The organism is Streptomyces sp. NPDC043867 (assembly GCF_056435845.1).
In genome coordinates this window covers 144,899-168,195 of record NZ_JBWKDS010000015.1, presented here as the reverse complement: position 1 = coordinate 168,195, position 23,297 = coordinate 144,899, and the positions used below count along the sequence as shown (strand labels likewise).

General features: G+C 71.7%; 18 protein-coding genes. 9 read left to right on the top strand and 9 right to left on the bottom strand.

Features of this window, described 5'->3' with window-relative positions:
• Nucleotides 1–153: 153 nt before the first annotated feature.
• The 4 genes from ilvD to AC069T_RS17590 all read right to left on the bottom strand — a co-directional run bounded on the left by ilvD (nucleotide 154) and on the right by AC069T_RS17590 (nucleotide 5,363).
• Complete coding sequence (ilvD, locus tag AC069T_RS17605) at nucleotides 154–2,007, bottom strand: dihydroxy-acid dehydratase (protein WP_478783605.1); 1,854 nt, start codon at nucleotides 2,005–2,007, stop codon at nucleotides 154–156.
• Nucleotides 2,008–2,172: 165 nt separating this feature from the next.
• Complete coding sequence (locus AC069T_RS17600; protein WP_478783604.1) at nucleotides 2,173–2,793, bottom strand: TetR/AcrR family transcriptional regulator; 621 nt, start codon at nucleotides 2,791–2,793, stop codon at nucleotides 2,173–2,175.
• On the bottom strand, nucleotides 2,790–3,614 hold the full coding sequence (locus AC069T_RS17595; protein WP_358854859.1) for a sugar phosphate isomerase/epimerase family protein: 825 nt from the start codon (nucleotides 3,612–3,614) through the stop codon (nucleotides 2,790–2,792). Before AC069T_RS17595 ends, AC069T_RS17600 begins: the two co-directional genes overlap by 4 nt.
• A gap of 816 nt (nucleotides 3,615–4,430) precedes the next feature.
• Complete coding sequence (locus AC069T_RS17590) at nucleotides 4,431–5,363, bottom strand: Ppx/GppA family phosphatase (RefSeq protein WP_478783603.1); 933 nt, start codon at nucleotides 5,361–5,363, stop codon at nucleotides 4,431–4,433.
• Nucleotides 5,364–5,434: 71 nt separating this feature from the next.
• Between AC069T_RS17590 and AC069T_RS17585 the strand changes: the two genes are divergently transcribed.
• Nucleotides 5,435–6,271, top strand: coding sequence for a DUF3109 family protein (locus AC069T_RS17585; protein ID WP_478783602.1), 837 nt, complete (start codon nucleotides 5,435–5,437; stop codon nucleotides 6,269–6,271).
• 10 nt (nucleotides 6,272–6,281) lie between these two features.
• Here AC069T_RS17585 and AC069T_RS17580 read toward each other — a convergent pair whose 3' ends face one another.
• Nucleotides 6,282–8,123, bottom strand: coding sequence for a BACON domain-containing protein (locus tag AC069T_RS17580; protein ID WP_478783601.1), 1,842 nt, complete (start codon nucleotides 8,121–8,123; stop codon nucleotides 6,282–6,284).
• A gap of 196 nt (nucleotides 8,124–8,319) precedes the next feature.
• Here AC069T_RS17580 and radA point away from each other — a divergent pair, with 196 nt between their 5' ends.
• Together radA and disA are read left to right on the top strand one after the other, a co-directional pair.
• Nucleotides 8,320–9,729, top strand: coding sequence for a DNA repair protein RadA (gene radA, locus AC069T_RS17575; protein WP_478783600.1), 1,410 nt, complete (start codon nucleotides 8,320–8,322; stop codon nucleotides 9,727–9,729).
• A 68-nt stretch (nucleotides 9,730–9,797) separates the two neighbouring features.
• On the top strand, nucleotides 9,798–10,922 hold the full coding sequence (gene disA / locus AC069T_RS17570) for a DNA integrity scanning diadenylate cyclase DisA (protein ID WP_358854854.1): 1,125 nt from the start codon (nucleotides 9,798–9,800) through the stop codon (nucleotides 10,920–10,922).
• A 96-nt stretch (nucleotides 10,923–11,018) separates the two neighbouring features.
• Here the strand turns inward: disA and AC069T_RS17565 are convergent, their stop codons facing one another.
• The gene (locus tag AC069T_RS17565; RefSeq protein WP_478783599.1) at nucleotides 11,019–11,840 is read right to left on the bottom strand and encodes a hypothetical protein; all 822 of its coding nucleotides are present in this window, start codon (nucleotides 11,838–11,840) and stop codon (nucleotides 11,019–11,021) included.
• A gap of 288 nt (nucleotides 11,841–12,128) precedes the next feature.
• Between AC069T_RS17565 and AC069T_RS17560 the strand changes: the two genes are divergently transcribed.
• The 5 genes from AC069T_RS17560 to cseC all read left to right on the top strand — a co-directional run bounded on the left by AC069T_RS17560 (nucleotide 12,129) and on the right by cseC (nucleotide 16,637).
• Nucleotides 12,129–13,061 (top strand): HhH-GPD family protein, encoded by a 933-nt coding sequence (locus AC069T_RS17560; protein ID WP_388785664.1) that lies wholly within the window; start codon nucleotides 12,129–12,131, stop codon nucleotides 13,059–13,061.
• Nucleotides 13,062–13,353: 292 nt separating this feature from the next.
• Complete coding sequence (locus AC069T_RS17555; RefSeq protein WP_358854851.1) at nucleotides 13,354–13,902, top strand: SigE family RNA polymerase sigma factor; 549 nt, start codon at nucleotides 13,354–13,356, stop codon at nucleotides 13,900–13,902.
• On the top strand, nucleotides 13,890–14,540 hold the full coding sequence (locus AC069T_RS17550) for a hypothetical protein (protein WP_478783598.1): 651 nt from the start codon (nucleotides 13,890–13,892) through the stop codon (nucleotides 14,538–14,540). The genes AC069T_RS17555 and AC069T_RS17550 overlap by 13 nt, the downstream gene beginning before the upstream one ends.
• A 10-nt stretch (nucleotides 14,541–14,550) precedes the next feature.
• The gene (gene cseB / locus AC069T_RS17545; RefSeq protein ID WP_478783597.1) at nucleotides 14,551–15,258 is read left to right on the top strand and encodes a two-component system response regulator CseB; all 708 of its coding nucleotides are present in this window, start codon (nucleotides 14,551–14,553) and stop codon (nucleotides 15,256–15,258) included.
• An 8-nt stretch (nucleotides 15,259–15,266) separates the two neighbouring features.
• Nucleotides 15,267–16,637, top strand: a complete 1,371-nt coding sequence (gene cseC / locus AC069T_RS17540; RefSeq protein WP_478783596.1) for a two-component system sensor histidine kinase CseC — start codon at nucleotides 15,267–15,269, stop codon at nucleotides 16,635–16,637.
• 257 nt (nucleotides 16,638–16,894) lie between these two features.
• Here the strand turns inward: cseC and AC069T_RS17535 are convergent, their stop codons facing one another.
• Nucleotides 16,895–18,523 (bottom strand): MDR family MFS transporter, encoded by a 1,629-nt coding sequence (locus tag AC069T_RS17535; RefSeq protein WP_478783595.1) that lies wholly within the window; start codon nucleotides 18,521–18,523, stop codon nucleotides 16,895–16,897.
• Between the two features lie 189 nt (nucleotides 18,524–18,712).
• Here AC069T_RS17535 and AC069T_RS17530 point away from each other — a divergent pair, with 189 nt between their 5' ends.
• Nucleotides 18,713–19,306, top strand: a complete 594-nt coding sequence (locus AC069T_RS17530) for a TetR/AcrR family transcriptional regulator (RefSeq protein ID WP_478783594.1) — start codon at nucleotides 18,713–18,715, stop codon at nucleotides 19,304–19,306.
• Between the two features lie 53 nt (nucleotides 19,307–19,359).
• On the opposite strand, the gene AC069T_RS17525 is transcribed toward AC069T_RS17530, so the two are convergent.
• Both AC069T_RS17525 and AC069T_RS17520 read right to left on the bottom strand, forming a co-directional pair.
• A complete protein-coding gene (locus AC069T_RS17525) occupies nucleotides 19,360–20,088 on the bottom strand; it encodes a M23 family metallopeptidase (protein ID WP_478783593.1) in 729 nt (242 codons plus the stop codon).
• 510 nt (nucleotides 20,089–20,598) lie between these two features.
• The gene (locus AC069T_RS17520; protein ID WP_478783592.1) at nucleotides 20,599–23,127 is read right to left on the bottom strand and encodes an ATP-dependent Clp protease ATP-binding subunit; all 2,529 of its coding nucleotides are present in this window, start codon (nucleotides 23,125–23,127) and stop codon (nucleotides 20,599–20,601) included.
• Nucleotides 23,128–23,297: the final 170 nt, after the last annotated feature.

Genomic DNA, 23,297 nt, shown 5'->3' with positions numbered 1-23,297 from the left:
GGGCTGGGACCCCGACGGCCCAGGCCCGCCCTGGCTCCGGTCGTGGGCTTTGTTGACTCCCCCTGTCGGGGGCGGAACCCGTGAGGGGCCCCCTCCCCCGAGGAGCGGCCCCTTCACGTGGACCCGGTGCCCGGCGTCACCCGGGCGCGGGCGTCAGCCCAGCATCGAGACGTCCCGGACCGCGCCCTTGTCCGCGCTCGTCGCCATCGCCGCGTAGGCGCGCAGCGCGGCGGAGACCTTCCGGTCGCGGCCGACCGGCGCGTACACCCCGTTCAGCGCCGCGCGGCGGGTTGCCAGGTCGGCGTCGGAGACCAGCAGTTCGATCGAGCGGTTCGGGATGTCGATCCGGATGCGGTCACCGTCCTCGACGAGGGCGATGGTGCCGCCGGACGCCGCCTCGGGCGAGGCATGGCCGATCGACAGTCCCGAGGTGCCGCCGGAGAAGCGGCCGTCGGTGATCAGGGCGCAGGTCTTGCCGAGGCCGCGGCCCTTGAGGAAGGACGTCGGGTAGAGCATCTCCTGCATGCCCGGGCCGCCCTTGGGGCCCTCGTAGCGGATGACGACCACGTCGCCGTCCTTGATCTGCTTGTTGAGGATCTTCTCGACGGCCTGCTCCTGCGACTCGCAGACGACCGCCGGGCCCTCGAAGGTCCAGATGGACTCGTCGACGCCGGCCGTCTTCACGACACAGCCGTCCACGGCCAGGTTGCCCTTGAGGACCGCCAGGCCGCCGTCCTTGGAGTACGCGTGCTCCGCGGAGCGGATGCAGCCGTTCTCGGCGTCCTCGTCGAGGGCCTCCCAGCGCTCGGACTGGGAGAAGGCCTCGGAGGAGCGGACGCAGCCGGGGGCCGCGTGCCACAGCTCGACGGCCTTCGGGGACGGGGAGCCGCCGCGCACGTCCCACGTCTTCAGCCAGTCCGACAGCGACGGGCTGTGCACCGAGTGCACGTCCTCGTTCAGCAGGCCGGCCCGGTGCAGCTCGCCCAGCAGGGCCGGGATGCCGCCCGCGCGGTGCACGTCCTCCATGTAGTACGTACGGTCCTTGGCGACGTTCGGCGCGACCTTGGCCAGGCAGGGGACGCGGCGCGAGACCGCGTTGATCTCCTCCAGGCCGAACGGGACGCCCGCCTCCTGGGCCGCGGCCAGCAGGTGCAGGATCGTGTTGGTCGAACCGCCCATGGCGATGTCCAGCGCCATGGCGTTCTCGAAGGCGGCGAGCGTGGCGACGTTGCGCGGGAGGACCGACTCGTCGTCCTGCTCGTAGTAGCGGCGCGTGACGTCCATGACCGTGCGCGCGGCGTCCTCGTACAGGCCCTTGCGGGCGGTGTGCGTGGCGAGGACCGAGCCGTTGCCCGGCAGCGACAGGCCGATGGCCTCGGTGAGGCAGTTCATCGAGTTGGCGGTGAACATGCCGGAACAGGAGCCGCAGGTCGGACAGGCGTTCTCCTCGATACGGAGGATGTCCTCGTCCGAGATCTTGTCGTTCACCGCGTCGGAGATCGCGTCGACCAGGTCGAGCGTGCGGACCGTGCCGTCGACGAGGGTGGCCCGGCCGGACTCCATCGGGCCGCCGGAGACGAAGACCGCCGGGATGTTCAGCCGCAGGGCGGCCATCAGCATGCCCGGGGTGATCTTGTCGCAGTTCGAGATGCAGATCAGGGCGTCGGCGCAGTGAGCCTCCACCATGTACTCGACGCTGTCCGCGATCAGGTCGCGCGAGGGCAGGGAGTACAGCATGCCGCCGTGCCCCATCGCGATGCCGTCGTCGACCGCGATGGTGTTGAACTCGCGCGGGATGCCACCGGCCGCCGTGATGGCCTCGCTCACGATCCGGCCGACCGGCTGGAGGTGGGTGTGGCCGGGCACGAACTCGGTGAACGAGTTGGCGACCGCGATGATCGGCTTCCGGCCGATGTCCGCGCCCGGTACACCGGAGGCGCGCATAAGGGCGCGTGCGCCCGCCATGTTGCGGCCGTGGGTGACTGTGCGGGACCTCAGCTCGGGCATCGTCGCTCGCTCCTTCGGAGAGTAATGACTGCCGTCGAGCCTACGCCGGTGCTCCAGGATCCGGACGGGGTGTCCGGAATGCGGGATGCGTGTCTCGGGTGGCGGTTCCCGGTTCGGGCAGCGGGTGCAGGGGGCGGTCGGAGGTGGGGGGCGGTGCGGGATGCGTCAGGGGCTGGTGAGGTGGGCCTGGACGACCGGGGCGATCCGGGCGATGACCTGTTCCGGGTCCGCCGAGGCGAGCGGCTCGACCTTGATCACGTAGCGCAGCATCGCGACGCCGACCAGCTGCGCCGCCGCCAGCTCCGCGCGCAGCTCCGGGTCCGGGACGTCCAGCTGCCGGGCTATGCGGCGCATCAGCTGGGCGGCGATCAGGCGGCGGAAGACGGCCGCCGCGGTCTCGTTGTTCACCGCGGAACGGACGATCGCGAGCAGGGGCGCACGGGTCGACGGGTTCTCCCAGACGCCTAGGACGAAGCGGGTCAGGCGTTCCCCGACGCCCTCCGGCGGGCCGTCCTCGACGGCGTTCGGGGCGTCCAGGGCGGGGGCGAAGGCGACCTCGACGGCCGCCTCGAAGACCTGTTCCTTCGTGCCGAAGTAGTGGTGCACCAGCGCGGAGTCCACGCCCGCCGTCCTGGCGATGCCCCGTACGGACGTCTTCTCGTAGCCCCGCGCGCTGAACTCCTCGCGGGCCGCGGCGAGGATGACCTCCCGGGTGGCCGGGGAGGCCGCCGTCTCCGTACGGGACGGGCGCCCACGGCGGCGGGGGGCGGGGGCCGCCGCGGTCACGACCGGGGGACCCGGACGGACGAGGCGAGGTGGAGCCGGGTGAAGGCGAGGGCCTCGGCGAGGTCGGCCTCGCGCTCCGCGCTGGACATGGCGCGGCGGGTGTTGACCTCTATGACGACGTGGCCGTCGAAACCGGTGGTCGCGAGGCGCTCCAGCACCTCGGCGCAGGGCTGCGTGCCGCGGCCCGGGACGAGGTGCTCGTCCTTGCTGGAGCCGTTGCCGTCCGCGAGGTGGACGTGGCCGAGGCGGTCGCCCATGCGGTCGATCATCCGCACGGCGTCCGTGCGGGCCGTCGCGGTGTGGCTGAGGTCGATGGTGAAGTGACGGTAGTCCTCCTTCGTCACGTCCCAGTCGGGCGCGTAGGCGAGCATCTCGCGGTCGCGGTAGCGCCAGGGGTACATGTTCTCGACCGCGAACCTGACGTCCGTCTCGCCGGCCATCCGCCAGATGCCGTCGACGAAGTCCCGGGCGTACTGGCGCTGCCAGCGGAACGGGGGGTGTACGACGACGGTGCCGGCGCCGAGTTTCTCCGCGGCTGCCTGGGCGCGCTGGAGCTTGGTCCACGGGTCGGTGGACCACACGCGCTGCGTGATCAGGAGGCAGGGGGCGTGGACCGCGAGGATCGGCATCCGGTGGTAGTCGCTGAGTCTGCGCAGGGCCTCGATGTCCTGACTGACCGGGTCGGTCCAGACCATGACCTCGACGCCGTCGTAGCCGAGGCGCGCGGCGATCTCGAAGGCCGTCGCCGTCGACTCCGGATACACGGAGGCCGTGGACAGGGCGACCTTCGCATCCGGGATGCGCACCACTGGTTCTGCCACGAGGGACAGAGTACGGGGCGGGTGTCTGGCGGGGGCGCCTTGGGTGGGGCGCCCTCGCTCTGGTGCGGGGCGTCCTCGCTGCGGTGCAGGGCGTCCTCGCTGCGGTGCGGGGCGTCCTCGCTGCGGTGCGGGGCGTCCTCGCTGCGGTGCGGGGGGCGTCCTCGCTGCGGTGCTGGGGCACCTTCGCTCCGGTGGGTGGGCGCCTTCGCTGCGGTGGGTGGGCGCCTTCGCTGCGGTGGGTGGGGCGGGGCCGCGCCGGTACATCCGCCCGTTGCATGTCGGGCGTGCGGCTTGGTCAAGGGGTGGACCGGCGCTTCGTGCCCGACCTGCAACGGGCATTTGATGTACCGCCACGGCCCCTTCCGTAGGAGGGCGAGTGCGGGTCGTGTCGATCGCCGTACGGGCCCCCGGCCGGGAGGGCGGGTGCGGGTAGTGCCGGTTGCGGTGCGGGGCGGAGGGCGCGGGCGGGTGCGGGGTGTGCCGATCGCCGTACGGGCCCCCGGCCGGGAGGGCGGGTGCGGGGTGTGCCGGTTGTGGTGCGGGGCGGAGGGCGCGGGCGGGTGCGGGGTGTGCCGATCGCCGTACGGGCCCCCGGCCGGGAGGGCGGGTGCGGGTAGTGCCGATTGCGGTGCGGGGCGGAGGGCGGGTGCGGGGAGTGCCGATCGCCGTACGGGCCCCCGGCCGGGAGGGCGGATGCAGGCGGGCGCGGGCGGGTGCGGGGCGGGCCGATCGCCGTACGGGCCCCCGGCCGGGGCGGTGGGCGCGGGCGGCATCCCGTCGGCGCCGGGTCGCCGTTTCGCCCCGGCGCCGGTCGGTTTACGTCGGGGGCATGTGGTCCAGGTGGCGGAGGATCACGCCCTCCCTGAGGGCCCAGGGGCAGATGTCCAGCGTCTCCACCCCGAAGAGATCCATCGTGGCCTCCGCCACCAACGCCCCGGCGACCAGCTGCCCGGCCCGCCCCTCGGACACGCCGGGAAGCTCGGCCCGCTCGCCGGTGGTCATGCCGGCGAGCTTCGGCACCCACCCCTCGAGCGACTGCCGTTTCAGCTCACGCGGGACGTAGAGCCCCTCCGCGGAACGCGCGGCGCCGGCCAGGCGGGCGAGCTGCTTGAAGGTCTTCGACGTGGCGACCACGTGGTCGGGAGCGCCGAGGCGGGTGAACTCGCCGACGCTACGGGCGATCTGCGCCCGCACATGGCGGCGCAGGGACTTGACGGCCCCCGGCTCCGGCGGATCCCCGGGCAGCCACCCGGCGGTCAGCCGCCCCGCCCCCAGCGGCAGCGACACCGCCGTGTCCGGCTCCTCGTCCACCCCGTAGGCGATCTCCAGGGAACCGCCGCCGATGTCCAGGACGAGCAGCTTCCCGGCCGACCAGCCGAACCAGCGGCGGGCGGCGAGGAAGGTGAGCCGGGCCTCCTCCGCGCCGGACAGGACCTGGAGTTCGACGCCGGTCGCGGCGTGCACGCGGGACAGCACGTCGTCCGCGTTGCTGGCCTCGCGCACCGCGGAGGTCGCGAACGGCAGCAGCTCCTCCACGCCCTTGTCCTCGGCCGCCTGCATCGCCTCATGGACGACCGATATCAGCCGGTCGACGCCGTCCGGGCCGATGGCACCGTCCGGGTCGAGAAGCTGGGCGAGCCGCAACTCCACCTTGTGCGAGTGCGCGGGCAGCGGGCGCGCGCCGGGGTGCGCGTCCACCACCAGCAGATGCACCGTGTTCGAACCCACGTCGAGGACACCGAGTCTCATGTACGGAACGCTACTGCCCGCAGTCCGGATGGCAGTGCCCGGAGCGGACTCCGGCGACTTACCCTGGACGGGTGCCAAAGACGAAAAAGGCGAAGCCCGACAAATCGACCAAGGAACCTTCGCAGGCGAAGGCGTCCAGGTCCAAGAAGCTCCTGAAGGCGGACGAACAGGGGCTCGACTTCGCCCGCGCCTGGGTGGAATTCCCGGATCCGGCCGACGACGAGCAGGTGTTCCGCTGTGACCTGACATGGCTGACCTCCCGCTGGAACTGCATCTTCGGGAGCGGCTGCCAGGGCATCCAGGCGGGCCGCGCGGACGACGGCTGCTGCACGCTGGGCGCGCACTTCTCCGACGAGGACGACGAGAAGCGCGTGGCCGGGTATGTGGCGCGGCTCACGCCGGACATCTGGCAGCACCACGACATCGGCACCGCCACCGGCTGGGTGTCGGAGGACGAGGACGGCGAGCGCCAGACCCGGCCGTACAACGGGTCGTGCATCTTCCAGAACCGGCCCGGCTTCGAGGGCGGCATGGGCTGCTCGCTGCACATCCTGGCCCTGCGGGAGGGCCGCGAGCCGCTGGAGACCAAGCCCGACGTCTGCTGGCAGCTGCCCGTGCGGCGGACGTACGAGTGGATCGACCGCCCCGACGACACCCGCGTGCTCCAGGTGTCCATCGGCGAGTACGACCGCCGCGGCTGGGGTCCGGGCGGCCACGACCTGCACTGGTGGTGCACGTCGGCGACCTCGGCGCACGGCGCGGGCGACCCCGTCTACGTCTCGTACCGGCCGGAGCTGGTCGAGCTGATGGGCAAGGCGGGATACGACCGGCTGGTCGAGCTGTGCGAGGAGCGGCTCGCCTCGCAGCTCCCGCTGTTCGCGCCGCATCCCGCGGACCCCGTGGGCTGAGCCCCGCCCGCTACGGGGACGGGCTCGCCCCGCCGCCCGGCGGCTCCGAGCCGCCCGGGTCGGGGCTCGCCGAGTCGCTGGGCGCCGGGTCGCTCGGCCGCGGACCGGGATCGGAGGGCGTCGGGCCGGGGTCGGAGGGGGTCGGGGTGCCAGGCCGCGGACCCGGGTCGGACGGCGCCGGGTGACTCGGCCGCGGGTCCGGGTTCGACGGTCCCGCCGTGCCGAATCCGGTGATCGTGACCACCGCTCCCGCCGGCGCGATCGCCACCCGCGCGGTCCAGGAGCCGGCCGGCTCCCGCAGATGGTCGACGTACACCCGGACCGTCAGCGACTCGCCCGGCTCGAGCGTCCCGGAGGACTGGCTCAGGTAGAGCCAGGGGGCGCCCGTGGACGCGGACCAGCGGACCGGTGAACTCCCGGTCGCGGTCAGGGTGATGAGCGTCGTGTCGCCGGTGTTCCCGGCCGTCACCCCGAGCTGTCCCGCGCTCTTCCCGCCGCCCGCCTTGGCGCTGACGACCTCCACGGAGACGTCCGAGGAGCGGTCGCCCCCGGAGAAACGGCCGTCGGGCCGGGTGCTGGCGTTCCCGGCGTTCTCGTAGCCGGTCCCGTCGCCGCCGAGGCCGTCGGGGCCGTGCGCCTCGTTCGCGGTGACGGGGCGGCCGTCCGTGCCCTCCCCGGTGAGGGGCGCCCCCCGGTAGGCCGCCCACAGCGCGAGGACGGGTGCGGCGACGACCGTGGCGACCACGGTGGTCGTGACGGCACGCGCGCGGAGCCGGTCCCGGCGCGCGGCGTGGTCCTTCGGGTCCATCGGGAAGCCCCGCCGGTCGAACCGCGGACCGTGACCTCGCGCGCGCGGGACCATCGCGAGATGCAGGGCCGCGCGCGGGGCCTCGAGGACGGGGAGCGCGGCGGGCGTGACGCTGGTCCCCGGCCAGGCGCCGGGCACTGCGCGCTCGGCGGTACGGCGGCAGCGCGGGCAGTCGTCGACGTGCCGGACGAGTTCACGGCGCAGGGTGGTGCTCAGGACGAGCTGGTGGTCGCCGGTGAGGCGGGCGACGCTCGGGCAGGTGCCGGTCTCCACGACGGCGAGGGCGGCACGCGTGCGCTCCACCTCGCAGGCGGCGGTGGCGAGCAGTTCCCGCGCGGCCGCCGGGTCCATCCCGAGGACGGCGGCGACCTCGTGGGCGGCGAGCTGGTGGCGCACGGCCAGTTCGAGCGCCTCACGCTGCTCGGGCGTGGTGCCGGCGGCCTCCGGCCAGGCCAGCAGGGCGAGTTCGCGCCGGCGCCGCTGCTGGACCTCCTCGGGGACCGAGCGGCCCACCACCTCGGCCGCGCGCCGGTCGGCGGCCTCCTTGAGAGCGTCCCTCCCGGGGGCGCCGTCCTCGGCGGCGCCTGTGCGGGGGACGCCACCGCGGTGGGCGCCATCCCGATGGGCGCCATCCCGATGGGCGCCATCCCGGTGGGCGCCATCCCGGTGGGCCACGCGCCTGCCGGAGGCGTGCGCCGCCTGGCGCCGGCGCCGGGTCTCGGCGAGCTTGCGCAGACAGGCCCAGCGCGCGAGTGCGTACAGCCACGCCCTGCGGTCGTCCGCGGAGTCCGGTCCGCGCGCCCCCCGGCGCTCGGCGAGCACAAGGACGTCGCCCAGTGCCGCGGTGGCCGCGTCGTGGTCGCAGAGCACGGACAGGCAGTACGTGAACAGGCCGTCCAGATAGGGCTCGTAGCGCGCGGGAGGGCGATGCGCCGGGGGGCGGTTCGAGGCGCCGCGGGGAGCTGTCACCCGCTTGCGAGCGTCTGGGTGCGCCCGGTGCGCGCCGGTGGTGTGCGTCGAGGTCTCCGGACTGCTGCTCTTCACCCGTGCGACCGTAGGCGCCGAGTGGTGGCCCCTTCCTCCGCCTTGAGCACATTTAATCCGTACGGGTGAAACGATCCCTCATAAGGGGACAGCGGCCCCGTCCCGTGGCCCACACCCTCACGGGCGGCGATCACCGGCAGTGAGGCACCCGGCACCGGCCGGGGGACTGTCGGTGGCCTCGGCTACGGTTCCCCCCATGGCTGCCCGTACGAAAACCGCGAAGGACCGACCGTCCTACCGCTGCACCGAGTGCGGCTGGCAGACGGCCAAGTGGCTCGGCCGCTGCCCCGAGTGCCAGGCATGGGGCACGGTCGAGGAGTACGGCACGCCCGCGGTCCGTACGACGGCAGCGGGCCGGGTCACCACGTCCGCGGTGCCCATCGGCCAGGTCGACGGCCGCCAGGCCACCGCGCGCAGCACCGGCGTGCCCGAGCTGGACCGCGTCCTCGGCGGCGGCCTGGTCCCCGGCGCCGTCGTCCTCGTCGCGGGCGAGCCGGGTGTCGGCAAGTCCACGCTGCTCCTGGACGTGGCGGCCAAGTCGGCGAGCGACGAGCACCGCACGCTGTACGTGACCGGTGAGGAGTCGGCGAGCCAGGTCCGGATGCGGGCCGACCGCATCAAGGCGATCGACGACCACCTGTATCTCGCCGCGGAGACCGACCTGGCCGCGGTCCTCGGCCACTTGGACGCCGTCAAGCCGTCGCTGCTGATCCTCGACTCCGTCCAGACCGTCGCCTCCCCCGAGATCGACGGCGCCCCCGGCGGCATGGCCCAGGTCCGCGAGGTGGCGGGCGCCCTGATCCGCGCCTCGAAGGACCGTGGGATGTCCACCCTGCTGGTGGGTCACGTCACCAAGGACGGCGCGATCGCGGGACCGCGCCTGCTGGAGCACCTCGTGGACGTCGTCCTCAGCTTCGAGGGCGACCGGCACGCGCGCCTGCGTCTCGTACGCGGCGTCAAGAACCGCTACGGCACGACGGACGAGGTCGGCTGCTTCGAGCTGCACGACGAGGGAATCACGGGTCTGGCCGACCCCTCCGGCCTCTTCCTCACCCGCCGCGCCGAGGCGGTCCCGGGCACCTGCCTGACGGTCACGCTGGAGGGCCGCCGCCCGCTGGTGGCCGAGGTGCAGGCGCTGACCGTCGACTCCCAGATCCCCTCTCCCCGCCGCACGACCTCGGGCCTGGAGACCTCCCGGGTGTCGATGATGCTCGCCGTTCTGGAGCAGCGCGGCCGGATCACCGCTCTCGGAAAGCGGGACATCTACTCCGCGACGGTCGGTGGCGTGAAGCTCTCGGAGCCCGCCGCGGACCTCGCGATCGCGCTCGCGCTGGCCTCCGCGGCGAGTGACACCCCGCTCCCGAAAAACCTCGTCGCGATCGGCGAGGTGGGGCTCGCGGGCGAGGTCAGAAGGGTGACGGGCGTCCAGCGACGGCTGGCCGAGGCGCACCGCCTGGGCTTCACGCACGCCCTCGTCCCGACCGACCCGGGGAGGATTCCGCCCGGTATGAAGGTGGTCGAGGTGGCCGACATGGGCGACGCCCTGCGCGTCCTTCCGCGCTCCCGTCGGAAAGAGGCCCCACGGGAGGACGGAGAGCGCCGGTAGACTTTGCCCAGGTCTCGCCCGTCCGTACGAACCGAGGGCGACCGGAAACCCGCGACCGGAGGAGTGCAGTGGCAGCCAACGACCGGGCAGCAGCTCCCGGAAAGTCCGGTGGGAGCTCCGGTGCCGATGGCCTGATGCGCGCCTCGCTGAGCGCCGTGGCACCCGGCACGGCGCTGCGCGACGGGCTCGAGCGTATTCTCCGCGGCAACACCGGCGGACTCATCGTGCTCGGCTGGGACAAGACCGTCGAGTCGATGTGTACCGGCGGTTTCGTCCTGGACGTCGAGTTCACCGCGACCCGACTGCGCGAGCTGTGCAAGCTCGACGGCGGCATCGTCATCGACAAGGACATCACCAAGATTCTGCGGGCCGGCGTGCAGCTGGTGCCCGACCCGACCATCCCGACCGAGGAGACCGGCACCCGCCACCGCACCGCGGACCGGGTCTCCAAGCAGGTCGGCTTCCCGATCGTCTCGGTCTCCCAGTCGATGCGGCTGATCGCCCTGTACGTGGACGGTCAGCGCCGTGTTCTGGAGGACTCCGCGGCGATCCTCTCCCGCGCCAACCAGGCCCTCGCCACCCTGGAGCGCTACAAGCTCCGTCTCGACGAGGTCGCGGGCACGCTGTCGGCGCTGGAGATCGAGGACCTGGTCACCGTCCGGGACGTGTCGGCGGTGGCCCAGCGGCTGGAGATGGTGCGCCGGATCGCCACCGAGATCGCCGAGTACGTGGTCGAGCTCGGCACGGACGGACGTCTTCTGGCGCTCCAGCTCGACGAGTTGATCGCCGGCGTGGAGCCGGAGCGTGAACTCGTCGTGCGGGACTACGTGCCCGAGCCGACCGCCAAGCGTTCGCGCACGGTCGACGAGGCGCTCTCCGAGCTGGACGCGCTGTCGCACGCGGAGCTGCTGGAAATGCCCACGGTGGCCCGCGCGTTGGGTTACACCGGCTCCCCGGAAGCGCTCGACTCGGCGGTCTCGCCGCGCGGCTTCCGGCTGCTGGCGAAGGTGCCGCGGCTGCCCGGCGCGATCATCGACCGGCTCGTGGAGCACTTCGGCGGCCTGCAGAAGCTGCTCGCCGCGAGCGTCGACGACCTGCAGACGGTCGACGGGGTCGGCGAGGCGCGTGCCCGCAGCGTCCGCGAGGGCCTCTCGCGCCTGGCGGAGTCGTCGATCCTCGAGCGGTACGTCTAGGGCCTGTCGTTTGGATCGGGCCGGCTGTGACCGACGGTTCTCCTGACCGACCCGAGTTCCGCCCAGGGGCCGAAGCGCCCCTGGGCTCCGGTCCCGTCAGTCCTTCTCCAGTACGAAGGACGTCTGCGCCTTCGCCAGGCCCGGCGCCTTCGCCTCCACCAGGTAGGTGCCGGCGGACGCCGAACCCGCCGGAGGTGTCGCGCACTCGGGGGCGCTCGCCTTGCGGTCCCATTCCAGGGTGCGGGTCACGTGACCGTCGGCCGGGACGCGCAGGAGGAGGCTGCCGGACCCCTTGGGGCAGTCCTTCGAGGACCAGAAGGCGTCGTCGCCGCCCGCCTGAGTGATCGTCAGAACCGTGTTCTTCGGGCCGAGATCGACCTTGCAGGCGCCGGAGGCGGAGTTCTTGACGGTCAGTTCGATGGTCGGCTTCCTGCCGGGCGCGTAGGTGTTGTGGACACTGCGCAGCCTCAACTTGACTGATCCGGCGGTGCAGTTGGGGAGTCCGGAGCCGGCCGGAAGCTGCTCGCCCGACCCGCCGTCCTTGAACCCGCTGCCGGAACCCCCCGCGGAACCGGTGGAGCCTTCGCCGCCCCCGGTGCCCGCGCCGGCGCCGCCGTCCGCTCCGGAGCCGCCGCCACCGTCGCCGCCGTCGCCCCCGTCGCCCGAACCGCTCGACTCGTCACGCCCGCCCGGGTGTTGACTGATGGCGGGCCCGGAGCTGGAGGGCCCCGGCGTGATCGAGGGTGCCGGGTTCTTCCCGTTGGAACCGTCCCCGTTGTTGTTGCCGCCTCCGCCGCCGGAGGCGATCACCCACAGCATGAGGAGCGCCAACAAGCCGACCACGGACAGCAGAACGGCCCTCCGTCGCCAGTAGATGGAGGAGGGAAGCGGCCCGACCGGATTGCGCAGAGATCCCACGGCGCAAACTGTACGAGAGATCGTCCCCTCACCTTGCGCCACCCGCCGCCCGGAGCGACAACTTTTCCGGATCATCATCCCGGTCGGGCGCCGCACACCCCCACTTTCGCCACGCCGAGGCTCCGCCGGTCGCGGTGCGTGACGAGAACGGACTTTCACACACCGTCCGTGACCATCAACTCCTCCGCGGACCGGCCGGGGCACGCCTGTGCCGATCGTCGGGTCTTACGACCCACCCCCGTGGCTGGCCGCGGCCGGGCACTCCCCCGTGGCAGGATCGGTTCCGTCATGACTGCACCCACTTTGCCCACGCCCAGCACTCCGTCCGCAGCGGCGCCCGGCGCCGCCGGTGAATCCCTGCACGAGCCGGTCATCGACTGGTTCGACGAGCACGCCCGCGATCTGCCGTGGCGGCGTCCCGACGCCGGCCCCTGGGGCGTGATGGTCAGCGAGTTCATGCTGCAGCAGACGCCGGTGAACCGGGTGCTGCCCGTCTACGAGCAGTGGCTGGCCCGCTGGCCGCGCCCCGCCGACCTGGCCGGGGAGGCACCGGGCGAGGCCGTCCGCGCCTGGGGCCGGCTCGGCTACCCGCGGCGCGCCCTGCGGCTGCACGGCGCCGCGGTCGCCATAACGGAACGGCACGGCGGCGACGTACCGGCCGAGCACGCCCAGCTGCTGGCCCTGCCCGGCATCGGCGAGTACACGGCGGCGGCCGTGGCCTCGTTCGCGTACGGGCAGCGGCACGCCGTCCTGGACACCAACGTGCGGCGCGTCCTCGCCCGCGCGGTCACCGGCACGCAGTACCCGCCGAACGCGACCACGGCCGCCGAACGCAAGCTCGCCCGTGCCCTCCTGCCCGAGGACGAGCGCACGGCGTCGCGCTGGGCCGCCGCCTCCATGGAGCTCGGCGCGCTGGTGTGCACGGCGAAGAACGAGTCGTGCCACCGTTGCCCGGTCGCCGCCCTGTGCGCCTGGCGGCTGGCCGGGAAGCCGGAGCACCAGGGACCGCCGCGGCGCGGCCAGACGTACGCGGGGACCGACCGCCAGGTCCGCGGGCGGCTCCTCGCCGTCCTGCGGGAGGCCCTCACGCCGGTCCCGCAGGCGGCGCTCGACCGCGTGTGGGACGAGCCGGTGCAGCGCGCCCGCGCCCTGGACGGTCTCGTCGCCGACGGGCTGGTCGAGCCGATGCCGGGCGGTCTCTACCGGCTGCCGCTCGGCTGAGTCACGGGGACCCGCGGGTCCCCCGCCCGGCCGGATCACAGGGACCCATGGGCCCCCGACAGGCTCCCGACAGCTGAAATCCCCCGAACTCCGACAACTCGGCGCCTCCCCTTACCCGTCTCCTACTTCCGTTACACAACCGACGGACAGCCGAGCGCTCGCCGCAGGCTGCCTCGGACAACCCCGTGACAACGCCTCCGTAGCTTCATTCCCGTACCGCGGGGACAGCGGCACGCAGGCGACGGACAGCCGGCGGCGATCAAGGCCGGCAACGGGGATGGAGGCGGTCAGCATGGCGCAGGGAGAGGTGCTCGAGTTCGAGGAGTACGTCCGCACCCGGCAGGACGCGCTGCTGCGCAGTGCCCGCCGCCTGGTCCCCGACCCGGTCGACGCCCAGGACCTGCTGCAGACCGCGCTCGTCCGGACGTACGGCCGCTGGGACGGCATCGCGGACAAGCGGCTCGCCGACGCCTATCTGCGCCGCGTCATGATCAACACGCGTACCGAGTGGTGGCGGGCCCGCAAGCTCGAAGAGGTGCCCACCGAGCAGCTTCCGGACGCGAGCGTCGAGGACGCCACCGAGCAGCACGCGGACCGCGCCCTGCTGATGGACATCATGAAGGTGCTGGCTCCCAAGCAGCGCAGTGTCGTCGTGCTGCGACACTGGGAGCAGATGTCCACGGAGGAGACGGCCGCCGCCCTCGGCATGTCGGCCGGAACGGTCAAGAGCACGCTGCACCGGGCGCTGGCCCGGCTCCGCGAGGAGCTGGAGAGCCGGGACCGGGAAGAGCGCACCGCCCGTGCGCTCGAACGTGAGGAGCGGGAGCGTTGCGCGGCCTAGATTCAGGCCCCACCGGGCCCGGTGGGGCCTCCAAGGCGGTGATCACGGCGTCGGCCGTGTTCGCCGCCCTCACCCTTTTCGCCTCGGCGTGCGCCACCGGCGGCACCGGCGCCCGGGACGAGGGCCCGGCGGGCGCCGACTCGGTCGCGGGCACCACGACCCCGGTCTCCACGCCGAGCGGGCGGGCCGGTCGCGTCGACGCCGTCGAACTCCTCAAGGACGACCCGAAGGTCAGCACGGCGGTCAAGCGCGATCTGAAGCCGTGCGTCGCCGACGAGTACCCGGTCGACGTGTCCTACGGGAACCTGACCGGAGGATCCGCGGACGACATCGTGGTGAACGTGATGACCTGCGGCGATGCCGTCGGCATCGGTGCGTACGTGTACCGCGCGCAGGACGGCGGCTACCGGAACGTGTTCAAGGCCGAGGCGCCCCCGGTCTACGCGGAGATCGACCGGGGCGACCTGGTGGTCACGCAGCAGCTGTACGGGAAGGACGACCCGGTGTCGTATCCGTCCAGCGAAGAGGTGATCACCTACGGCTGGTCCGCGGGCCGCTTCGCCGTGCAGTCCCGGATCCACAACGACTACAGCAACGCGGTGGGCGGCACCGACTCGCCCGCCCCCGACGCGAACTGAGAGCAGAGGGATGGCAGAGCAGACCCACGTCCTGTTCGTCGAGGACGACGACGTCATCCGCGAGGCGACCCAGCTCGCCCTGGAACGCGACGGGTTCGCGGTCACCGCCATGCCCGACGGGCTCTCGGGCCTGGCGGCGTTCCGCGCCGACCGCCCCGACATCGCGCTGCTGGACGTGATGGTGCCCGGGCTGGACGGGGTCAGCCTGTGCCGCCGTATCCGCGACGAGTCCACCGTCCCCGTGATCATGCTGTCGGCGCGCGCCGACTCGATCGACGTGGTGCTGGGCCTGGAGGCAGGCGCCGACGACTACGTCACGAAGCCGTTCGACGGCGCCGTCCTGGTCGCCCGGATCCGCGCGGTGCTGCGGCGTTTCGGGCACGCGAGCGGACCGGCGGGGCCCGTGGCCGCGGAGGCGGACGGGCTCGACGGCGGGGTGCTGTCCTTCGGCGACCTGGAGATCGACACCGAGGGCATGGAGGTACGGCGGGACGGGCGGCCGGTGTCGCTCACCCCCACCGAGATGCGGCTGCTGCTGGAGTTCTCGTCCGCGCCCGGCACGGTCCTGTCCCGCGACAAGCTCCTGGAACGCGTGTGGGACTACGGGTGGGGCGGTGACACGCGGGTCGTCGACGTCCATGTGCAGCGGCTGCGCACGAAGATCGGCCAGGACCGGATCGAGACGGTCCGCGGTTTCGGCTACAAGTTGAAGGCCTGAGCAGCGGTATGCGGGGGACATTTCGGCGCCTGGTCCTGGCCGGCACGGCGGTCGGCGGGGACAGAGGCATCCGCACGGGCATCAGGTGGAAGCTCAGCGCGGCGATCGCGCTGGTCGGCGCGCTGGTGGCGATCGCCCTCAGCCTGGTCGTGCACAACGCGGCCCGTGTCTCGATGCTCGACAACTCGCGCGATCTCGCGGACGAGCGCATCCAGGTGGCACAGCGCATGTACGAGTCCGGCCGCACGCAGTCCTTCGGGGTGGAGGTCGACGACCCGACCATCCCGCGGGACCTGCTGGTGAAGGTCGCGCAGGGGCGCCGCGCCACCTACGTGGCCGAGGGGCCGGGCGGGGTGCCCGACATCTGGGCCGCCGTGCCTCTCAAGGACGGCCGGGTGCTGTCGCTGCACACGCGGTTCACCGACCGCAGTGCGACCGTGATGAAGGACCTCGACCAGGCGCTGATCATCGGCTCGATCGCGGTCGTCTTCGGCGGCTGCGCGCTCGGTGTGCTCATCGGCGGCCAGCTCTCGCGCCGGCTGCGCAAGGCGGCGGCGGCCGCGAACCAGGTCGCCAGGGGTGACACGGACGTACGGGTGCGGGACGCCATCGGCGGTGTCGTACGCGACGAGACCGACGATCTCGCGCGGGCGGTGGACGCCATGGCGGACGCGCTCCAGCAGCGGATCGAGGCCGAGCGCCGGGTGACCGCGGACATCGCGCACGAGCTGCGCACCCCGGTGACCGGGCTGCTGACGGCCGCGGAGCTGCTGCCCCCGGGCCGTCCGACGGAGCTGGTGCGGGACCGGGCGCAGGCCATGCGCACCCTGGTCGAGGACGTCCTGGAGGTGGCGCGGCTCGACGGGGCGTCCGAGCGGGCCGAGCTGCAGGACATCACGCTGGGCGAGTTCGTGTCCCGGCGGGTGGCCGCGAAGGACCCGGACATCGAGGTGCGGGTGGTGCACGAGTCGCAGGTCACCACGGATCCGCGCCGCCTCGAACGCGTGCTGTTCAACCTGCTGGCCAACGCCGCGCGGCACGGCAGGCCGCCGATCGAGGTGTCCGTCGAGGGCCGGGTCATCCGCGTCCGCGACCACGGCCCCGGCTTCCCCGAGAAGCTCCTGGAGGAGGGTCCGAGCCGTTTCCGCACCGGCAGCGCCGACCGGGCGGGCCGCGGCCACGGCCTCGGCCTGACCATCGCGGCCGGCCAGGCCCGCGTGCTGGGCGCCCGCCTCACCTTCCGCAACGTGCGCCCCGCCGGAGCTCCGCCCGAGGTGCCCGCCGAGGGAGCGGTGGCGGTCCTGTGGCTGCCGGAACACGCCCCCACGAACACGGGGAGTTTCCCGATGCTGCCCCTGTCCGGCACGCGGGACTCGTGAGCGGGATCCAGGTCCCGCCGGGCGGGCCGGGGGGCCGGTGGCCTCCGGACGCCCGGCGGACGTCGCGGGGTGACCGGTCCGCCACGCGCGGTCGTACACGCGGGACCCGGCGGCACCGCCGGTGAGGTACGGGGACGCGCTCCAGCACCCGTCCGTGGTGCCTCCGAGGGCGCGGGGCCGGGGAGCCCGGGACGCGGAAGGGCCCCCGGGGCGGACAACGCCGGGGGCCCTTCCCACCGAGGTGGACTTCGGCCGGGTCAGACGGCCTCGGGAACCGCGGGCTGCGCGTCCCCGCCCGGCTCCTGCGGTCCCGCCCCCTTGAGCGGGACCTCCTTCACGAACACCGAGGCGGCCAGCGCGACCACCGCCACGACCGACCCGAGCAGGAACGCGGAGTGCGTGCCCGACGCGACGGCGTGCTGGTACGCCTCGCGCGCCACGGCCGGCAGCTTGGCCAGGCCGGCCGCGTTCAGCTGAGCGGACTGCTCGGTCACCCGGGAGCCGATCGCACCGGCCCGCTCGGCCATCACGTCCTGCACCCGGTGGTTGAACAGCGCGCCCATGATCGCCACGCCGAACGACGAGCCGAGCGTACGGAACAGGGTGGTCGTCGAGGACGCGACGCCCATGTCCTTCATCTCGACGCTGTTCTGCGCGACCAGCATGGTGATCTGCATCAGGCAGCCCATGCCGGCGCCGAGCACCGCCATGTACAGCCCGGAGGTGAGGCGGCTCGTGCCGGTGTCCATCTGCGCGAGCAGGAAGAGACCCAGCGTCATCAGCACACTGCCGGCGACCGGGAACACCTTGTACTTGCCGCTGTTGGTGGTGACCCGTCCGGCGACCATCGAGACGACGAGCATCGCGCCGAGCATCGGCAGGAGCAGCAGCCCGGAGTTGGTCGCGGACGCGCCCTGCACCGACTGCTGGTACAGCGGCAGGAAGAGCACGGCACCGAACATCACGAAGCCGGTGATGAAGCCGATGACGGACATCAGCGTGAAGTTGCGGCTGCGGAAGATGTGCAGCGGCACGATCGGCGCGGCGGCCTTGGTCTGCACGAAGAGGAAGCCGACGAGCGCGGCGACGCCGATGCCGATCAGTTCCATGATCCGGGCCGAGCCCCAGGCGTACTCGCTGCCGCCCCAGGTGGTGACGAGCACGATGGCCGTGATGCCGAGCGCCAGCAGTCCCGCGCCCAGGTAGTCGATCCGGCTGTCGACCCGCTTCTTCGGCAGGTGCAGCACCATGCTGACGGCGACCAGCGCGACGACGCCGAGCGGCAGGTTGATGTAGAAGGACCAGCGCCAGCCCCAGTGGTCGGTGATGGTGCCGCCGACGAGGGGTCCGGCGATCATGGCGAGCGCCATCACGCCGGCGATCATGCCCTGGTACTTGCCGCGCTCGCGCGGCGGGATCAGGTCGCCGATGATCGCCATGACGCCGACCATCAGTCCGCCGGCGCCGAGGCCCTGGATCGCCCGGAAGCCGATCAGCTCCCCCATGCCCTGGGCCATGCCGCTGAGCGCCGACCCGATCAGGAAGACCACGATCGAGGTCATGAAGACGCCCTTGCGCCCGTACATGTCGCCGAGCTTGCCCCAGATCGGGGTGGAGGCGGCGGTGGCGAGGGTGTAGGCGGTGACGACCCACGACAGGCGTTCGAGGCCGCCCAGCTCGCCCACGATCGTCGGCATCGCCGTGCCGACGATCATGTTGTCGAGCATCGCGAGCATCATCGCGATCAGCAGCGCGCCCAGGACCACCCGCACACTGCGGGGCTGCGGTCCGCTCTGCGCGGCCTCGTCCGCCGGCTGTCCACCCGTCGCCACGGCGTCCTCTGGTCGTTCGTCGGTCTGTGCGACCGCATCTGTCTTGTCCGCCATCGTTCCCACTCCCCTGGAACGGCCACCCCATGGTTCCGGCCGATCCCGCTCGGTCTACTTACTTGCCGCCCGGCAAGTTCACTACACTCAGGAACGTAGACGGCTAACTAGCCGGGCGTCAAGTAAGTTTCCGGTGGCTTTACCAGCCGGTCGTCAAGTAAGTTTTCAGGGAGCGCGAGGAGTACGAAGATGGGCGGCACCATGGACGGCACCAAGCGACAGCGCCGCGGCGACACCCGCCAGCGCATCCAGGACGTGGCCCTCGAACTCTTCTCCGAGCAGGGCTACGAGAAGACCTCTCTGCGCGAGATCGCCGAGCACCTCGACGTGACGAAGGCGGCGCTCTACTACCACTTCAAGACCAAGGAGGAGATCCTCATCAGCCTCTTCGAGGATCTGACGAGGCCGCTGGACGAGCTGATCGACTGGGGCAGGCAGCAGCCGCACTCCCTGGACACCAAGCAGGAGGTGCTGCGCCGCTACAGCCAGGCCCTCACCGGCGCGTCCCCGCTCTTCCGCTTCATGCAGGAGAACCAGGCGACGGTACGCGAGCTGAGCATCGGCGAGACCTTCAAGGACCGCATGCTGTCCATGCTCGACATCATCAAGGAACCCGAGGCGGCGCTGCCCGACCAGGTCCGCTGCATCAGCGCGCTCTTCACGATGCACGCCGGGATGTTCGTCCTCAAGGACGTCGAAGGCGACCCCGAGGAGAAGCGCAAGGCCGTCCTCGAGGTCGCCATCGATCTGGTGACGCGGGCGCACGGCGCCGCCACGTCGTAGCCACCGGCGCCCCGCGGCACCCACGGTGCCGCGCGGCCCTTCGGTGCCGTCTGTCAGACGGTGACGCCCTGGGCGCGCAGGAAGCTGACGGGGTCGATCGCGGTCCCGTAGTTCGGGGTCGTACGGATCTCGAAGTGCAGGTGGGGGCCGCTGGAGTTCCCGGTGTTGCCGGAGAGCGCTATGTGCTGGCCGGTCGAGACGACCTGCCCGACCCGCACGTCGACCCGGGACAGGTGCGCGTACTGCGAGTAGGTGCCGTTACCGTGCTTGATGACGACGGCGTTGCCGTACGCGGGACCGTCGCCGGCGCCGTTGCCGCCGGTCTTCACGACGGTGCCGCCGTGCGCGGCGACGACCTCGGTGCCCTGCGGCACGGCGTAGTCCTGACCGGAGTGCTTGTGCGACCACATGCCGCCGGCCTGGTTGAAGCTGGCGGAGAGCTTGTACTTCTTCACCGGGTCGACCCAGGAGGTGACCTTCTTGGCGGCGGCCTTCTTCGCAGCAGCCTTCTTCGCGGCGGCCTTCTTCGCGGCGGCCTGCTTGGCCGTCTCGGCGGCCTTCTTGGTCTTCGCGGCGGTGTCGGCGGCGGCCTTGGCCTGAGCCGCGGCCTGGTTCTGCACCGCACTGGCCGTGGTAACGGAAGCGGCGGCGTCCAGCGTGGTGTCGGCGGCCGCGACCCCGGCGCCCAGCGCGACCGAGGCACCCAGCCCGGCGGCCAGGACGGCCGCCCGCACACGGAGCTGGGACACGCGGGAGTGACGGGGCGAGACGCGCTTCGACATGGATACCTCTTCAAGACGGGGACGGGGGCACACAGGACCACCCGGCGCACAGGCACCTGCCGGATGGACCATCCCTTGGTAACCCGCGTCCTCCCGAAGCCCCAAACCGCCTATCTACGAAGTAATGCCGTAGTTCGCCTCAAAACTTTCAACTTCTTGACAGACCCGCCACGAGGCGATGATTCCTGCTTCTTTCGGGCGCAAGTGGAGGTTTAGCCCCACTTGGAGGCCTCGATTCCACGGGAAAGCAGCCCTGGACGCCTCACCTTCGCCGACCCCGTGCCCTCGGTCCCGACCCACGGGCCAAAGGTCCTTTTTGTCCGTTCCTGTCTATCCACTAATCCACCTAGTAACGGACAAAACGCCTGTGCGTCATGTCACCGGAGGACACGATCCAGGCCGCTGAGGATGTGACGGGGGCTACGCCGCCGACCCGCGTACGCGCACACGAAACAGGGGCTGCCCCGGGACCGAAGTCCCGGGGCAGCCCCTGTGAAGCGAACCCGGAGGTTACGCGTCCTTGCTCAGGTTCGGACCGGCGCCGCCGGCCGCCTGCTCGATCGGCGGGACGTCGGGAAGCGCCGACTTCTCCTCACCCCGGAAGGTGAAGGTCTTCGCCTCGCCCTCGCCCTCCGTGTCCACGACCACGATGTGGCCCGGACGCAGCTCGCCGAAGAGGATCTTCTCGGACAGCGTGTCCTCGACCTCGCGCTGGATCGTGCGACGCAGCGGACGCGCGCCGAGCACCGGGTCGTAGCCCTTCTTGGCGAGGAGCTCCTTCGCGGACTGGGAGAGCTCGATGCCCATGTCCCGGTCCTTGAGGCGCTCGTCCACCTTGCTCACCATGAGGTCGACGATCTGGAGGATGTCGCCCTGAGTGAGCTGCGGGAAGACGACGACGTCGTCGACACGGTTGAGGAACTCGGGCCGGAAGTGCTGCTTGAGCTCGTCCGAGACCTTGTTCTTCATGCGCTCGTAGTTGGTCTTCGTGTCACCCTGCGCCGCGAAGCCCAGGTTGAAGCCCTTCGAGATGTCCCGCGTGCCGAGGTTGGTCGTCATGATGATGACCGTGTTCTTGAAGTCCACGACCCGGCCCTGGGAGTCGGTCAGGCGACCGTCCTCCAGGATCTGCAGCAGCGAGTTGAAGATGTCCGGGTGTGCCTTCTCGACCTCGTCGAACAGGACGACGGAGAACGGCTTGCGGCGGACCTTCTCGGTCAGCTGACCGCCCTCTTCGTAGCCCACGTAACCGGGGGGCGAACCGAAGAGACGCGAGACCGTGTGCTTCTCGCTGAACTCCGACATGTCGAGGGAGATCAGCGCGTCCTCGTCACCGAAGAGGAACTCGGCGAGCGCCTTGGACAGCTCGGTCTTACCGACACCGGAAGGACCGGCGAAGATGAACGAACCACCCGGACGCTTCGGGTCCTTCAGACCGGCGCGCGTACGGCGGATCGCCTTCGAGAGCGCCTTGACGGCGTCCTTCTGGCCGATGACCCGCTTGTGGAGCTCGTCCTCCATGCGCAGCAGACGCGAGGACTCCTCCTCCGTCAGCTTGAAGACCGGGATGCCGGTGGCGGTCGCGAGGACCTCGGCGATCAGCTCGCCGTCGACCTCGGCGACGACGTCCATGTCGCCGGCCTTCCACTCCTTCTCGCGCTTGGCCTTCGCGGCGAGGAGCTGCTTCTCCTTGTCGCGCAGGGAGGCGGCCTTCTCGAAGTCCTGCGAGTCGATCGCGGACTCCTTGTCGCGGCGCACGCCCGCGATCTTCTCGTCGAACTCGCGCAGGTCCGGCGGCGCCGTCATCCGACGGATGCGCATCCGGGAGCCCGCCTCGTCGATCAGGTCGATCGCCTTGTCGGGAAGGAACCGGTCGGAGATGTAGCGGTCCGCGAGCGTCGCGGCCTGGACCAGGGCCTCGTCCGTGATCGAGACGCGGTGGTGCGCCTCGTAGCGGTCGCGCAGACCCTTGAGGATCTCGATCGTGTGCGGGAGGGAGGGCTCCGCCACCTGGATCGGCTGGAAGCGGCGCTCGAGGGCCGCGTCCTTCTCGAGGTGCTTGCGGTACTCGTCGAGCGTCGTGGCGCCGATGGTCTGCAGCTCACCGCGGGCCAGCATCGGCTTCAGGATCGAAGCGGCGTCGATGGCGCCCTCGGCGGCACCCGCGCCGACGAGCGTGTGCAGCTCGTCGATGAACAGGATGATGTCGCCGCGGGTGCGGATCTCCTTGAGGACCTTCTTCAGGCGTTCCTCGAAGTCACCGCGGTAGCGGGAGCCGGCGACCAGCGCGCCGAGGTCCAGGGTGTAGAGGTGCTTGTCCTTGAGGGTCTCGGGCACCTCGCCCTTGACGATGGCCTGCGCCAGGCCTTCGACGACGGCGGTCTTGCCGACGCCGGGCTCGCCGATGAGGACCGGGTTGTTCTTCGTGCGGCGGGACAGCACCTGCATGACCCGCTCGATCTCCTTCTCGCGCCCGATGACCGGGTCGAGCTTGGACTCACGAGCCGCCTGGGTGAGGTTCCGGCCGAACTGGTCGAGGACCAGGGACGTCGAGGGGGTGCCCTCGGCAGGCCCGCCACTGGCGCCGGCGGTCTCCTTGCCCTGGTAACCGGAGAGCAGCTGGATCACCTGCTGCCGCACACGGTTGAGGTCGGCGCCCAGCTTGACCAGGACCTGGGCGGCGACGCCCTCGCCCTCACGGATCAGGCCGAGCAGGATGTGCTCCGTGCCGATGTAGTTGTGGCCCAGCTGAAGGGCCTCGCGGAGCGACAGCTCCAGGACCTTCTTGGCACGGGGGGTGAAGGGGATGTGCCCGGACGGGGCCTGCTGGCCCTGACCGATGATCTCCTCCACCTGCTGGCGGACCGCCTCGAGCGAAATCCCGAGGCTCTCCAGGGCCTTAGCGGCGACACCCTCACCCTCGTGGATCAGGCCCAGGAGGATGTGCTCGGTGCCGATGTAGTTGTGGTTGAGCATCCGGGCTTCTTCCTGAGCCAGGACGACAACCCGCCGCGCGCGGTCGGTGAACCTCTCGAACATCGTTAATCGCTCCTCAGAGCGGTCAGGCAGTAAGGGGACGCTCCCCTCCCTGTCCTTCCGCAGCTTAGTCCCGCAAGCGGGGACCGCTCATTCCAACTGCCGACACCGTCCTTGGCCTCCTGACCCCGAACGCCGACATCTGCTCCAACCCGATGGTGCGAGACGATGTT